This window comes from Polaribacter staleyi, from assembly GCF_038024045.1.
GTDB lineage: Bacteria > Bacteroidota > Bacteroidia > Flavobacteriales > Flavobacteriaceae > Polaribacter > Polaribacter butkevichii.
This window is the reverse complement of record NZ_CP150665.1, coordinates 2,207,829-2,223,266: the sequence shown is the minus strand read 5'-3', so window position 1 is coordinate 2,223,266 and position 15,438 is coordinate 2,207,829. Positions and strand designations below refer to the sequence as shown.

Below are 15,438 nucleotides of genomic sequence, written 5' to 3'. Positions count from 1 at the left end.
ATCTTTGAAAACTAAAATTTAGAATGGCAAAAATAAATAAAACAGATAGAACCAGAGCGCAAGAGTCTACAAACGCTATAGAAAAATTATACATTTCTATGCGTCATTTATTTAGTAGAGGTTTTTATAAACCAATGGGAATTTCTGGAGAAACGTTACGTAAATCTTTACTTTCTCTAAGACCTGAAATTTATGGTTCAATTGCTGAAGAAAGAATTGAATTAAATGGTTTGGTGTATGTTATAGAAAGACTTCCAAAAGGAATTGAAGAATGCCAGTTTATAAATTTAACCGCAGATGAAGGATATAGTGATTCTCATTTCGAAAGCATAATTCCACCAAAAAGAAGAAGAAACTGTTACAGAATAGATAAAGATCAAATGAACATAGAGATTACTCGTGGTCGTTCTGAAATTTATGATATTCTTACACATTTAACTTTCTTATTTATTGAGTCTCATAAAATTCAAAAAAGAGTAACCATAAATGAAGGGACAGACTTTATTAGAGAATGGAAATATTTAGAAGATATTGTTATTTACAATAAAGAGATTACTGCCCAAGAAAGAGAGGTAGCTATTGCACACTTAAGTAATATTTTAGGAAGAACTTTTGAAGAGGTTTTAGAAATTCATAAAACGTTTAAAACAGCGCAAAATCAAGACAGATTTTTTCATTTAATTTATTGGTTAGGTAAGTTAGCAATTAATGAAGTTTTAGACAACAAGAAAAGAAAAGTTACTTTTAGTACTGTTTTAATTGAAGAAATTGGGCATCATATTTATGGTGATGTTTGGGCAAATAACATAAAGAAAGTTTTAAAAGAAAATAAGCTTTTAAAAAGACCTATACATATTATTAGCGCAAATATGCACAGTGTATTAAACTCTATTTACGCTAAAGGAGCATTACCAAAAGAAGCTGCAGAGCATGAAGGTTTTGAGCTATTTCAATTGTTAAGTAATTCAGACAGTAAACCATTACAAAGGGCTGTTAAAGAATATGCTTCAGAAAACGGTTTAATTTATATTAAAGATACTTCTGGTACAAATATAAATGTACAAGTTATAGATACTGATAAAATTGATTTTGAGCATGCTTCTTTTGATAAAGTAAATTCTATAAATAAAAAACCTGTAATAATTGTAATGGATTATGCGTTTGGAGAGCAGGCTTATGAGACAATGGATGAACTTTTAAAACCGTATAAAAATACCAAAAAGAAAAATCATTTAGACGTAAAATCTGTTTCTATAATGGGTAAAGCAGGAATTTTAGAGGGAGGTAAAGGAGATATTATGATTCCGACGGCACATATTTTTGAAGGTACTGCAGACAATTATCCTTTTAAAAATGAGTTATCTAAAGAAGATTTAGAAGGTTTTGGAGTGCAAGTATTTGATGGTTCTATGATTTCAGTGTTAGGAACCTCATTACAAAATAAAGATTTATTAGAATTTTTTCATGACTCCACCTGGAATGTTATTGGTTTAGAAATGGAAGGAGCACATTATCAAAAAGCAATTCAATCTGCATCAAAAATTAGAGGAAACATCGCCAAAAATGTAAAAGTAAGATACGCGTATTATGCTTCGGATAATCCTTTAGAAACTGGTGGTACTTTAGCTTCTGGTGGTTTAGGTATGACAGGAGTTACACCAACATATGCGATTACTCAAAAAATATTAGAACAAATTTTTTAATAGTTCAAGATTAAATTTTACAACCAAACTAAAATAATGTCAACAAGTCAAAACAACAACGAAGAAGAAGTAGATTTAGGTTCTTTATTTGTAATTATTGGGAAAGGGTTTTCTAAGTTTTTCAATTTTATTGGAAGTATTTTTAAAAGTATTTTTCATCTTTTAATTTCAATTTTACTCTTTTTTAAACAAAATATTTTAAAAATTGGAATAGCAGTTATAATTGGCGGAGGAATTGGAGCTTTTTTAGAAGCTAAAAAAGAAGACTTATTTAGCTCGGACTTATTAGTGAAACCTAATTTTAAGAGTGCTAGACAATTATATAGTAATATAGATTACTATAATGATTTAGTAAAACAAAAAGATACTGCTAGTTTAATAAAGACGTTTAATTTAGATAAAGAAACAGCAGCTTCTTTAAAGAAGTTTACAATAGAACCTATAAAAACAGAGAATGATATTATAGATTCATATAATAATTTTATTACATCTGTAGATACTACAACGGTAAAGAGTTATGATTATGAAGATTTTAAAATATCTTTTTCTGAATATGATTATAAAGTTCATCAAATTCGTGTTGTTGCAGCAAAAAATAACGTGTTTGCAGGTTTAGGGGATGTAATTATTTCTTCTGTTGTTAGTAATAAGTATTTTGATAGGTTAAAATCATTAACCAATGAAAATTTAAATAGAACAGATTCATTATTACGCCAGAATTTAGGGCAAGTAGATTCTTTAAGAAGAGTTTACATGCAGGTGATGATTGAGGAAGCAAAAAAACAAACAAGTGGTACTAATATAGATCTAGGTGGAGAGAAAAGAAGTACTAAAGAACTTGAGTTGTTTGAAACAAATAGGCAAATTAATTCAGAATTAAAAAATGTTGTAGCAGAAAGGTCCGAGAAATATGAAGTAATAAATATTGTTTCAGACTTTCAACCAATAGGCTATAAAATAAAAGGTGTAACTAAAAATTATGTTTTTTTATTAGGGGTTTTGGGAGCTTTAATTATGATTTTATTTTTATTAATAAAACAATTAAATGTTTATTTAAATAATTATAAAAAATAAGAATGCAAGCAATTTTAGTAACAGGAGGAGCAGGCTTTATAGGGGCAAATTTTATACCTTATTTTTTAGAAAATAATAAAGATGTACAAATTGTAAATTTAGATGTATTAACTTATGCAGGTAACGTTTCTAATTTAATTGAGGTTAATAAAGATTCTAGATATACTTTTGTACAAGGAGATATTTGCGATAGAGCTTTAGTAGAAAAACTATTTAAACAATACAATTTTAATGGAGTCATTCATTTTGCAGCAGAATCTCATGTAGATAACTCTATTAAGAACCCAGATACCTTTGTGAGAACAAATGTTTTTGGAACATTTAATTTGTTAGATGTCGCTAAAAATTACTGGATGGAGGCTCCAAACGTTTATAAAAATGGTTTTGAAACGGCTAGATTTCATCATATTTCTACAGATGAGGTATATGGAACTTTAGGAGCAACTGGTTTGTTTACAGAAGCAACCTCTTATGCACCAAATAGCCCGTATAGCGCCTCAAAAGCGTCATCAGATTTTATGGTTAGAAGTTATTTCCATACCTACGGAATGAATGTTGTTACCACAAACTGCTCTAATAACTATGGCCCAAAGCAACATGATGAAAAGTTAATTCCTACCATAATTAAAAAAGCAATCTCAGGAGAAAATATTCCCATTTATGGAGATGGAAAAAATATTAGAGATTGGTTGTATGTTTTAGATCACTGTAAAGGTATTGAGTTGGTTTATAAAACTGGTAAAACAGGTGAAACCTACAATATTGGTGGAAAAAATGAACGAGATAATTTATATATTGTAGATAAAATTTGTGGAATTTTGGATGCAATGATCCCTAAAACTAAATCTTATAAGGAACAAATCAGTTTTGTTAAAGATAGACCGGGTCACGATTTTAGGTATGCAATTGATGCATCAAAAATAGAAAGTGAATTAGGTTGGAAAGCAGATGAGAATTTTGAAACGGGTATACAAAAAACCATTGAATGGTATTTAAAAAAGTATCAGTAATATGAAAGGAATTGTTTTAGCAGGAGGTTCAGGTACAAGATTACATCCTTTAACATTAGCAGTAAGTAAACAGTTAATGCCTGTGTATGATAAGCCGATGATTTATTACCCAATTTCGGTTTTAATGTTAGCAGGTATTCATGAAATTTTAATAATATCTACACCTCAAGATTTACCATTGTTTAAGCGTTTATTAGGTGATGGAAAAAAATATGGATGTGATTTTCAGTACGCAGTACAAGAAGCGCCAAATGGTTTGGCAGAAGCGTTTATTATTGGAGAAAAGTTTATAGGTAAAGATAAAGTAGCTTTAATTTTAGGAGATAATATTTTTTATGGGTCTGGTTTGCCTAAATTATTAAAAGCAAACAACAACCCTGATGGAGGAATTGTATATGCGTATCATGTAAATGATCCAGAAAGATATGGTGTGGTTGAGTTTGATGACAATCAGAAGGCAATTTCAATAGAAGAAAAGCCAGAAAAACCTAAATCTAATTATGCAGTTCCTGGTATTTATTTTTATGATAATGACGTTGTGGAAATTGCTAAAAATATAAAACCAAGTAAAAGAGGCGAGTTAGAAATAACAGAAGTGAATAACGTGTATTTAAAAAAAGGGAAATTATCTGTAGAAATTTTAGATAGGGGAACCGCTTGGTTAGATACGGGGACTTTTGATTCTTTAATGCAAGCATCGCAATTTGTACAAGTAATAGAGGAAAGACAAGGCTTAAAAATAGGTTCTATAGAAGAAGCTGCTTTTAGATCTGGGTTTATTACCAAAGAAGAAATGCATCAATTGGCTAAACCATTATTAAAAAGTGGTTATGGCCATAATTTATTAAAAATAAAATGATAGTAAAAGAAACAAGTTTAAAAGATTGCTTTGTCATAGAACCAATTTTTTTTAAAGATAACAGAGGTTGTTTTTTATTGGAATATAATAAAAAAGAATTTCAAGAAAAAACAGGTTTTGATGGAGATTTTGTTTTAGGAAATCAATCTACTTCACAATATGGAGTTGTAAGAGGATTGCATTTACAAAGAGGAGAATTTGCACAAGCAAAATTAGTAAGAGTTGTTAAAGGAAAGATTTTAGATGTTGCTGTAGATGTAAGAAAAGACTCCGAAACTTTTGGTAAACATTTTTCAATAGAGTTGTCTGAAGAAAACAATAAACAACTTTTTGTTCCTAGAGGTTTTTTACATGGTTTTTCTGTTTTAGAAGATGACACGATTGTTTCTTATAAATGTGATAACTATTATAATCCAGATGCTGAAGATGGTGTTATTTATAATGATAAAGATTTAAATATTGATTGGGGTATGCCTTTAGGTGAAATTACATTGTCTGAGAAGGATACTAAGTTAAAAATATTTAAAGAGTTTTAAGTAATAAAAAGTATAGAAAATTTTTAGAAATTTATCTAAAAAAAAAGTTGTTTCTAGTTGTGTTTTTTAATTATATGATGAAGAAGGTACATTCTGAATATTTATTATTAGACAAAGATAAAGAGGGTAGGTTTGTAACTTACTGGAAATAAACTTAGTGAAAAATAGGTTGCTTAAAGTAAGAAAAATTGAATAGAATATTAGACTTTATTAAGAATAAAAAGAATTTAAAAATAATTAAGAATTTTTCAGCTCTTACATTGATTCAAGTGCTTAATTATTTATTTGTTTTATTGTTAATACCATATGTGGTTAGAATTATTCACGCAAATAATTTTGGGTTAATTACTTATTATAATGAGATATTAGTTTATTTTATAATTTTAGTTAATTTTGGTTTTGAATTTACAGCTACAAGAAAAATATCATTAAATATTGATGATAAATTAGAGATAAGAAAAATTTTTTGGGAGACAGTTTTTGTAAGAACCACCTTAATGTTTTTTAGCTTTCTTATCTTTTTATTGATAATATTCTATGCAGAAAGTATATCCAATATTGGTTTATTGATAATCATTTTTTGTAAGATTATTGGTTTAACCTACCTGCCTACTTGGTTTCTTACAGGTATAGAAAAAAATAATATAGCAGCCTATTTTGTTTTCTTTTCAAAACTAAGTGCTTTGATTTTAATATTGTTATTTGTCAATAATGAAGATGATTTTATTCTTTATGCATTAATTTTAACAATTGTAGAAATTGTAATAGGGTTATCTTTATTCATATATGTAATTTATAAATATGATTTATCTGTAGTTATAAAACCAAACTTAAATTCGTTATTTTCTATAGTAAAAGAAAATTTTTCAATTTTCTTAAATATTATTTTAAACCAATACGTAACTCTCAATTTTTTTTTATTAGGTTTTTTTGTGAGCGACGAATTATTAGGATATTATGGAGGTGCTTTTAAAATAATTATGCCAATTATGATAATTACTTGGTTCCCTTTAAATCAATCAATTTATCCTTTAATGAATAGAGCTTTTGATGAGGGGCTAAAAAAAGGAATTACTATTTTTAAAAAGATGTTACGTCCTATTTTAATATTTAATTGCTTATTAACGTTATTTATATATGTTGCTGCACCTCTTTTAGTGAAAATAGTTTTAGGAAAAGAGTTTGTTAGTTCTGTTAGAATTTTAAGGATATTTTCTTTTCTTCCAATCCTAGTAACTCTAACAAATTATTTAACAATACAAGGTTTGTATGCAATGAAATTAGAAAGGTTATCACCATATATTGGTTTTTTTGTAGGATTTACTTGTTTATCTTTAAATCTATTATTTACACCTGATTATGGTGTTTTATCTTCTGCATATATTTGGGTTTTTACACAATTATTGGCAGTGTTAATTACGATGTATGTATTATATAAAAATGGACTAAATATTTTAGAAAGAAATAAGAATAGTTAGAAATATTAAATTGTCTATTATATTATTCTTTATGAAAAAAAAGGGGAAGGTAGTTTTTAAAATAATAAGTTAATTAATTTTTTAGAATGATTAGAAAGATTGTTGAAATTTTTGCGCATTTTGTTAGTCTATTCTTTAATTATAGTTTAATTAAATATTGGAGGTTTTTCATAAATAATATTTACAGTTACAGTGTAAAGAGAAGGTTTAAAAAATGTGGTAATAATACTTTTATAGAAGCGCCAATATATATAGAAGGAGCTAGAAATATTACGATTGGTAATAATTTTTATTGTTTTAAAAGGCTACGAATTGAAGCTTATGAGAAGCATCTTCAAAGCAAGTTTAAACCTGTTATTTTAATAGGTAATAACGTTAGTATAAACTATGATTGTCATATAGGTTGTATTAATAAAATTGTTCTTGGAGATAACGTTCTTATAGGGAGTAGAGTATTTATTACAGATCATTATCATGGAGATACAGATAATTCTAACATATTAGATGTTGCTCCAAACAAAAGGCAGTTAGTATCAAAAGGGCCCGTTATTATTGAGAAAAATGTTTGGATTGGTGAAGGAGTGTCAATTATGCCTAATGTTACTATTGGAAAAAATTCAATTATTGGCGCCAATGCTGTTGTAACTAAAAGTTTTCCAGCTAATTCTATTATTGGAGGTGTGCCTGCCAAATTGATAAAAAAAGTGTAAAAAATGAAAGTAAGTTTAGAAGGGTTTAGTGTTGCTATTCCAGCATATAGTAGAGTAAAGGAGTTTGAAGAATTATTGATATCAATTTATGATATGTCTTTTTTGCCAAATGAAATTGTTATTTGTGAAGATGGTTCTAAAGAACGAAAGGAATTGTCAGCAATAGGCTCTCAATGGAAATCTAAATTTCAAGAAAAAAACTGTAACCTTATTTTTATTGAAAACGAAATAAATTTAGGTTACGACGCTAACGTTAGAAAATTAATTGAAGTCTCTTCTTTTAAATGGGTTGTTTTAATTGGTAATGATGATTTGTTTTTAAAAGATGGTTTAAGTATTTTAAAGGAGTTTACTGACAGAAATAAAAATATTTCTATGGTTTCAAGACCTTTTATAAGGTTTAGTGATGATATTAATAAACCATTAGGATTCTCGACAATAGATAGCAAAGAAAATATTTATAGTAATTCAAAAAAAAGTTCTTCAAAAATGATTTTTAGATCTTGTGGATTTGTTGGAGGATTAGTAATAAATAGAGATTGGGCTTTACCATTAGCAACAAAGAAATATGATGGTTCTTTGTACTATCAAATTTATTTAGCATGTAATGCTTTTTGTACAAATGGAATTGGCTATTTGAATAGACCTACTGTTGGTGGTAGAACAGGTAACCCACCTTTATTTGGTTCTGCCACAAGTGAATCTGAAATTCATGTACCAGGAGCTTACTCAGCAAAAGGAAGAGCAAAAATGTGGAAATCTGTATTAGAAATCTCGCAAGACATAGGTACAAAATATAAAGTAGATATATATAAAGATTTGAAGAAAGAGTTAATGGTTAAACAGTCTTTTCATGTTTTTGAAATGAATGTTGGAGTTGGAGTAAGAGAATTAAAGGAATTGAAAAGTGAATTAAAGAAAATAGAATTGTTTAATCATATTGTTCCAAAATTTTTATTTACTATAAATTATTTCTTCGGTAGAAATGCTTTAATTTTTTATCGATTAATTAGAAAAATAGCACAATAATAAATTGATAATAAAAACAAAATATTCACTTTTTAGAATTGTTTTAGTATTGGCTGTAATATTTAATATAGCTTTACCTAAAGGAGGGTTTGATGTTGTAGGTATACCTATTACTTGGGGCTATATTATCCTTTTTTTTATTGTTTTTTTTACTCTTTTTAGAAGTTTACTTTTAACTAAGATAGGGACTTATAGGCTTCAGGCTTACTTACTATCATTGCCTTTTACTATATGTTTTATTTTCTATTTATTTTATGTTAAGAAGTTTTCTTTAGGAGGAGGTTTTTTAATATCCTGTATTCTAAGTTTTGTTTTTTTTCCAATGATATTTTTATTGTTTTTTGAAGAATGGATAAAAAAAATTATTAAAGATTTTGATTTTTTTCACAAGATATTATTACGCACAATATTATTTATATCGGTATTTGGTGTTTTATTGTTTTTTTATAAAATAATTACAGGCGTAGCTTTTGAGATCCCTTATTTGACAGTGAATATAAAAGATTATGGTCTACTCAATTCGAAGCACAATAATAGAGGAGATGGCATATTTAAATTAATTTCAACTTATAGTAATGGAAATATTTTTGGAGTTTGTATGTTCTTTCTCTTGCCATTTACAAAAAACCACAAATGGCATAAAATATTTTTAAAATTAGCCATGATACTTACTTTGTCTAGAACAGTATGGGCAGGACTTATTATTTATGAAATTATTTCATATAGAAAACATTTTGTAAAAATGGCACTTATAGGTTCTGGTGTTGTTATTACTTTGGTATCTGTAATGGTATTTGTTTTAGGAAAAGATATGAGTTATCTTTTAGACCCTACCCTAAACGGTCGATTAAATGGGAGCTTTTTTCAAAAAATACATTTATTTTTTTACGATTTAGATTTTAAAGGAATTACTGAAATGACTTATAAGAGTATTTTAGAGCAAATGGGTATTGTTGGTTTTGTATTATTCGTTGTTCATTTTTTTTCTTCATTATTTGTTAATCAATTTTATAAATTATCTCAATATCAAAATGAATATCAAAAACAATTAAAAGTAGGGATATTGACATATTTAATTGCCGCTTTTGTAGATGGGGCTTATGTTTTAATACCCGTTAGTTTGTTTTTGTGGTTTTTTAATTCTTTAATTTTAACAAAAAAATTAAAAGAAAATGAATAAAGCTAGTTTATTTTTATTACCCTTAGCTGTTTCATTTCCTATAGAAAAGTTAAGTAACCTCTTTTTAGTATTGTTTTTTCTTACTCAATTGGTTTTGTGTTTTTTTAATAAAATAAAATTTACTTTCACTTATAAAATATTTAAGAATCCATTAGTAATATTATTCTTTTTCACTTTTTTCTTATTAAAATTAAGAACATCTGTAGGTGGATGGGATAGAGATTTATCTTTATTATTATTACCTATATTTTTTTCATTTAGAGAATTTAAACAAGGAGATATTTATTTTATTTTGAAGTGGTTTGTTTATTTACTTGGTTTAGGCGTGATTACTTGTCTTTTTTATGAAATAATAGCAGAGTTTTCTTTTAATAATTATGTCAATGAATGGAAATTAGTAGAACATTATAAAAATAATCATATTTTTTATTTAGTGCATTCAATTTCAGAAAGAATAGGATTTCATCATATTTATTTGTCATTATATATGTTTTGTGGTTTCATTGTTAGTCATTGGTTGTTGAGTGAAAAAGTTATTGATAGTAGAAGAGAAAGGTATTTTATAATAATTTTGATGATTTTCTTTTTTCTTTTTTCTTTTTTATCAATTTCAAGAATGACTATTATTTCTTTTATTCTTTATTTTTTAGGAGTAGTTTTCTATAGCTTAAAAAAAAGAAATAAGATAAATTATGGTTTAATAATATTCTTTATTTTTATAGGAGTATTCACGGTCTTTTTTTCAAATAAATTTACGGAAAGATTTAAAAATATAAAAAATGACCCTAGAGTTAATCTTTTTAATTTGTCTGTTGATTTATCTCAAGAAGCCTTTTTTTTAGGATATGGTGCTAGAAGAGGTGAAGAATTATTAATTGAAAAACAAAGGAAAGAAGGGGATAATGTATATTACAATAATCCTCATAACCAATATTTAGATTATTTATTGAAAGGAGGAGGTATTATGCTTTTATTCTTTTTAACACTTCTTTTTTTATTATCTAAGTATTTTATTGTAAATAATTTATATATAGGATATATATTTGTTTTCTTTTTTGTCTTACAATGCTTAACAGAAGCTTTAATGGAGCGTTACAGAGGGATTATTTTGTTTTCTTTTTTAATTAGTATATTTCTTAAATTGGTGTCTTTGAAAAGTGAAAAAAAATAAATTAAATTAATGAAAGTAGCTATTATACATTATTGGTTTATTACAAGAAGAGGAGGGGAAAAAGTTGTTGAATCCCTTTTAAAACTATATCCAGATGCAGATATTTACACACTTTTTTATGATGAAGAAAAATATGGAAATCATTTAAAGAAACACAAGGTATATACCTCAAAGTATAATACATCCTTTTTCAGAAAGCATTATCAGAAGTTATTTCCATTGTATCCTACAATTGTAAGATCATTAAAACTTAGAAAAGACTATGATTTAATTATCTCATCTGAGTCTGGACCAGCAAAAGGTATTAAAATAAACAATAATGCAAAGCATGTATGTTATATCCATAGCCCAATGAGATATTGTTGGGGTTTTACTGATGAATATTTAAAATCAATTAAACCAATTCTTAGGCCTGTAGCAAATTTTTTCTTTTTGAAATTACAGAAATGGGACAGAAGTACAATTGATAATGTTGATTTATACATTTCAAATTCAATTAATGTAGCTAAAAGAGTTGAAAAATATTATAAGAGAGAAGCTAAAGTTGTTTATCCTCCTATTGAAACTGCTTTATTTAATAAACCATTAAAAACGAAACTTAAAAAAGATTATTTTTTAAGTTTCGGAGCAATTACTCCTTATAAAAAAATAGACTTATTAATAGATTGTTTCAATAAAAGTGGAGAGAAATTAATTATTATAGGAAATGGGTCTGAAAAAAATAAACTTGAAAAAAAAGCCAAAAAAAACATAGAGTTTAAAGGTTTTTTACCTGAGTCAGAAATAGAGTTTTACATCGAGAATTCTAAAGCATTAATTTTTCCTGGTGAAGAAGATTTTGGAATGATACCATTAGAAGTAATGTCTTATGGCGTACCTGTAGTTGCTTTTAAAAAAGGAGGAGCTTTAGAGACGGTTGTAGAAAATAAAAAAAATGTTAAAGAATCTTCAGGAATATTTTTTAAAGAGCAAAATATAAAATCTCTAGAAGCTGCGTTGTTATTTTTTAAAATGATAGAAAATGATTTTAATACGGAATGGATTCGAAATCATGCGAAAAAGTTTGAGGAAAGCAATTTTTTAAATCAATTTAGCGTTGAAGTTAATAAAATTATAGAATCATAAACAATTTGAAAAAAAGATACTCTTACTTAATAAGACCGTTACAGTTCTTGTTAGATATTCTAATTATTAATATTATAGTCTATTTTATTTATGACAAAGCATATTTAAACATATCTTTTTTGTCATATATTACTTTGTTTTGGGTTGTAATATCTTATTTTTCAGGTTTTTATAGGGTTCGTAGGTTTACGAGTTTTTTAGGGGTTATTACACTTTTAGGAAAACAGTTTTTAATATTTATCTTTGGTTATTTTGCCTATTTTGGGGTTTTTAGAGAAGGAGATATTATTGACAATCAATTTCTAATATTATCCTCAATAATAATAAGTATAGCTTTTGTTAAGTTAATATGGCTATTTGTACTAAATAAGTATAGGTCTTTAGGTAATAATTTTAGAACCACTATTGTTGTTGGTTTTGATGATTCTTCAAAAAATATTATTAAACTTTTTAAAAGTAAATCTAATTTAGGATATAAATATCTAGGTTTTTTCTCTGATAAAAATTATAGAAATAGTGAGTATCTAGGTAAATTAGAATCTGTTTTTGAATTTGCTATAGAATACTTGGTGGATGAAATTTACTGCTCTTTATCATCATTAAATGAAGATCAAATAAAAAAAATAAACAAGTTTGCAATTGAAAAGGACATTGTTTTAAAACTGATACCAAACTCAAGTGAATTGTATAGTAAAAATCAAAGTGTAGAATATTATGACGATGCATTAATGGTTTTAAATGTAAATAAACTACCCTTTGAGTTTGCAGAAAACTTTTACATTAAAAGAGTATTTGATGTGTTTTTTTCTTTATTCGTAATCATTTTTCTGTTATCATGGTTATTACCTATTTTATGGTTTTTAGTTAAATTAGAATCCAAAGGACCTTTAATTTTTAAACAAGGAAGAGAAGGTATAAATGGAGAAGAATTTATATGTTACAAATTTAGATCTATGCAAATAAATGATATATCAGATAAAGTACATGCTACAAAAAATGATGCTAGAGTAACAAAAATGGGAGCATTTTTACGCAAAACAAGTATGGATGAATTACCTCAGTTTTTTAATGTATTAGTTGGTGACATGAGTGTAGTTGGGCCCAGACCACATTTAGAAAGTTTGTCTTTAGAGTATCAAAAAGATGTAGATGATTATTTAAAAAGACATATTGTAAAACCAGGAATTACAGGTTTAGCTCAAGTAAGTGGGTATAGAGGAGAAATAAAAAGAAGGACAGATATTAAAAATAGAGTACGTTTAGATATTTTTTATATCGAGAATTGGTCATTTTTTTTAGATATCAAAATTATTTTACAGACCATTCTTAATGTTTTTAAAGGAGAAGAAAAGGCGTATTAGATGACCGAAAATGTTACACTTACAGCCACAATTGTTCTTTACAATGAAAATCTATCATCATTAAAAAAAACGATTGACTCTTTTTTAAAAATAAATTTAGATAAGAAACTTTTTTTAATTGATAATTCACCTTCAAATACGTTACAGAAACACTTTATTTCTCCTGAAATTGAATATGTTTTTGTTGGTAAAAACATAGGTTTTGGTAGTGCTCATAATTTAGTTTTAGATAAAGTTAATTCACAATTTCATTTAGTTTTAAATCCAGATATTGAGTTTGATTCTCTAATTATTCCTATTCTAATTAGTAAATTAGAAGAAGAAAAAGAGGTTGCTTTTATAACACCAAAAGTTTTATACCCAAACAATAAAATGCAATTCGTTTGTAGAAAATTTCCAACTTTATTCAATTTAATAAATAGAAGAATTAAATTATCTAAAAAAGAAATTTATAAAAATGAGTATCGAGATCTAAATTTAGAAAAGTCATTTTATCCAGATTTTATTCATGGTTGTTTTATGCTCTTTAATACAGGTGATTTTATGGGTTTAAAAGGTTTTGATGAGCGTTATTTCTTGTACATGGAAGATGTTGATATTTGTCGAAAAATTGATATAATAGGAAAAAAAATACTTTATTTCCCCGAGGTTAAAATTATACATCAACATCAAAAAGGCTCATCAAAAAGTCTAAAACTATTTTTTAGGCACACATCATCTGTAATTAAGTATTTTACAAAATGGGGATTTTAATACAATACGCTTTTGCTATCAATTAAGGTTTCCTTAAAAATGTCTTTCCCACGAAAGTGGAAATCCAAAGAATTTAAAATATATTTGCAACAACAACACAACACAACACAACAAACAATGAATGTACTTATTTTAGGTTCTGGAGGTAGAGAACATGCTTTTGCTATTAAATTATTAGAAAGTAAAAAAATTAATAAACTTTTTGTAGCGCCAGGAAATGCTGGTACAGATAAAATAGCAACTAACGTTAATATTAGTGTTACCGATTTTGAAGCTCTTAAAAAAATTACCTTAGAAAACGATATTAAAATGGTCGTTGTTGGTCCAGAAGTACCTTTGGTAGCTGGTGTACACGATTTCTTTTTAGCGGATGAAGAATTAAAAAATATTCCGGTAATTGGACCTAAAAAAGACGGAGCTTTATTAGAAGGAAGTAAAGATTTTTCTAAGCAATTTATGCAAAAACACGGCGTTCCAACAGCTCGTTACGAGTCTTTCACGAAAGAGAACTTAACCGATGGTTTTGCTTTCTTAGAAACTTTAGAACCACCTTACGTGTTAAAAGCAGATGGTTTAGCAGCAGGAAAAGGAGTATTAATTTTAAATTCTTTAGAAGAAGCAAAAACCGAATTAGAAGAAATGGTTTCTAATCAGAAATTCGGAGATGCATCCACAACAGTAGTGATCGAAGAATTTTTAAAAGGAATAGAATTATCTGTCTTTGTGTTAACAGACGGAAAAAGTTATAAAATTTTACCTTCTGCCAAAGATTATAAAAGAATTGGCGAAGGAGATGCAGGTTTAAATACTGGTGGAATGGGCGCAATTTCTCCTGTACCGTTTGCAGATAAAGCATTTTTAGATAAAGTAGAAGAGTTGGTTGTAAAACCTACCATTGCTGGTTTACAAAAAGACGGAATCGATTATAGAGGTTTTATCTTTATTGGATTAATGAATGATAACGGAAACCCTTCTGTGGTTGAGTACAATGTAAGAATGGGAGATCCAGAAACAGAAGTTGTATTACCAAGAATAAATTCTGATTTATTTGACTTATTCGAAGGTGTTGCACATCAAAATTTAAATGAAAAATCTTTTTCTGTAACAAATCAAACAGCAACAACGGTAATGTTGGTTTCTGGAGGCTATCCAGAAGCGTACGAGAAAAACAAAGAAATTACAGGTTTCGATACTGTAGAAGAATCTTTCGTTTTTCATGCCGGAACTACCATTAAAGACAATAAAGTAGTTACAAGCGGAGGTAGGGTAATGGCTATAACTTCTTTCGGAGACACTATAGAAGAGGCTTTAGAAAAAAGTTACAGAAGTATAGATAAGATTCATTTCGATAAAATGAACTATAGAAAAGATATTGGTTTCGATTTAGTGTAGATGTTTTATTTGGGCGTTTTAACAGGCTTTCAACTATATCTTTTTTTTCAGAAAAAG

General features: G+C 27.1%; 14 protein-coding genes. All 14 read left to right on the top strand.

The window, feature by feature from the left end; all coding sequences use genetic code 11:
* The first annotated feature begins 23 nt into the window (after positions 1-23).
* The 14 genes from WHD07_RS09455 to purD all read left to right on the top strand — a co-directional run bounded on the left by WHD07_RS09455 (position 24) and on the right by purD (position 15,381).
* On the top strand, positions 24-1,703 hold the full coding sequence (locus WHD07_RS09455; protein ID WP_343328194.1) for a DUF6909 family protein: 1,680 nt from the start codon (positions 24-26) through the stop codon (positions 1,701-1,703).
* Between the two features lie 36 nt (positions 1,704-1,739).
* The gene (locus WHD07_RS09450) at positions 1,740-2,777 is read left to right on the top strand and encodes a hypothetical protein (protein ID WP_343328193.1); all 1,038 of its coding nucleotides are present in this window, start codon (positions 1,740-1,742) and stop codon (positions 2,775-2,777) included.
* A gap of 2 nt (positions 2,778-2,779) precedes the next feature.
* Entirely contained in the window at positions 2,780-3,787 is a 1,008-nt protein-coding gene (gene rfbB / locus WHD07_RS09445; protein ID WP_343328192.1) for a dTDP-glucose 4,6-dehydratase, read from the top strand.
* A 1-nt stretch (position 3,788) separates the two neighbouring features.
* A complete protein-coding gene (gene rfbA, locus WHD07_RS09440) occupies positions 3,789-4,646 on the top strand; it encodes a glucose-1-phosphate thymidylyltransferase RfbA (RefSeq protein WP_343328191.1) in 858 nt (285 codons plus the stop codon).
* On the top strand, positions 4,643-5,182 hold the full coding sequence (gene rfbC, locus WHD07_RS09435) for a dTDP-4-dehydrorhamnose 3,5-epimerase (RefSeq protein ID WP_343328190.1): 540 nt from the start codon (positions 4,643-4,645) through the stop codon (positions 5,180-5,182). Before rfbA ends, rfbC begins: the two co-directional genes overlap by 4 nt.
* Positions 5,183-5,370: 188 nt before the next feature.
* A complete protein-coding gene (locus WHD07_RS09430; RefSeq protein WP_343328189.1) occupies positions 5,371-6,660 on the top strand; it encodes an oligosaccharide flippase family protein in 1,290 nt (429 codons plus the stop codon).
* Positions 6,661-6,746: 86 nt separating this feature from the next.
* Entirely contained in the window at positions 6,747-7,370 is a 624-nt protein-coding gene (locus tag WHD07_RS09425) for an acyltransferase (protein ID WP_343328188.1), read from the top strand.
* A 3-nt stretch (positions 7,371-7,373) separates the two neighbouring features.
* Complete coding sequence (locus tag WHD07_RS09420) at positions 7,374-8,399, top strand: glycosyltransferase family A protein (protein ID WP_343328187.1); 1,026 nt, start codon at positions 7,374-7,376, stop codon at positions 8,397-8,399.
* A 490-nt stretch (positions 8,400-8,889) separates the two neighbouring features.
* Complete coding sequence (locus WHD07_RS09415) at positions 8,890-9,579, top strand: hypothetical protein (protein ID WP_343328186.1); 690 nt, start codon at positions 8,890-8,892, stop codon at positions 9,577-9,579.
* Positions 9,572-10,750, top strand: a complete 1,179-nt coding sequence (locus WHD07_RS09410; RefSeq protein ID WP_343328185.1) for an O-antigen ligase family protein — start codon at positions 9,572-9,574, stop codon at positions 10,748-10,750. The genes WHD07_RS09415 and WHD07_RS09410 overlap by 8 nt, the downstream gene beginning before the upstream one ends.
* Before the next feature lie 9 nt (positions 10,751-10,759).
* On the top strand, positions 10,760-11,875 hold the full coding sequence (locus tag WHD07_RS09405) for a glycosyltransferase (RefSeq protein ID WP_343328184.1): 1,116 nt from the start codon (positions 10,760-10,762) through the stop codon (positions 11,873-11,875).
* 5 nt (positions 11,876-11,880) lie between these two features.
* Positions 11,881-13,236: an exopolysaccharide biosynthesis polyprenyl glycosylphosphotransferase gene (locus tag WHD07_RS09400; RefSeq protein WP_343328183.1), complete on the top strand. Its 1,356-nt coding sequence runs from the start codon at positions 11,881-11,883 to the stop codon at positions 13,234-13,236.
* Complete coding sequence (locus tag WHD07_RS09395; protein WP_343328182.1) at positions 13,237-13,989, top strand: glycosyltransferase; 753 nt, start codon at positions 13,237-13,239, stop codon at positions 13,987-13,989.
* A gap of 117 nt (positions 13,990-14,106) precedes the next feature.
* Positions 14,107-15,381 (top strand): phosphoribosylamine--glycine ligase, encoded by a 1,275-nt coding sequence (gene purD, locus WHD07_RS09390; protein WP_343328181.1) that lies wholly within the window; start codon positions 14,107-14,109, stop codon positions 15,379-15,381.
* Positions 15,382-15,438: the final 57 nt, after the last annotated feature.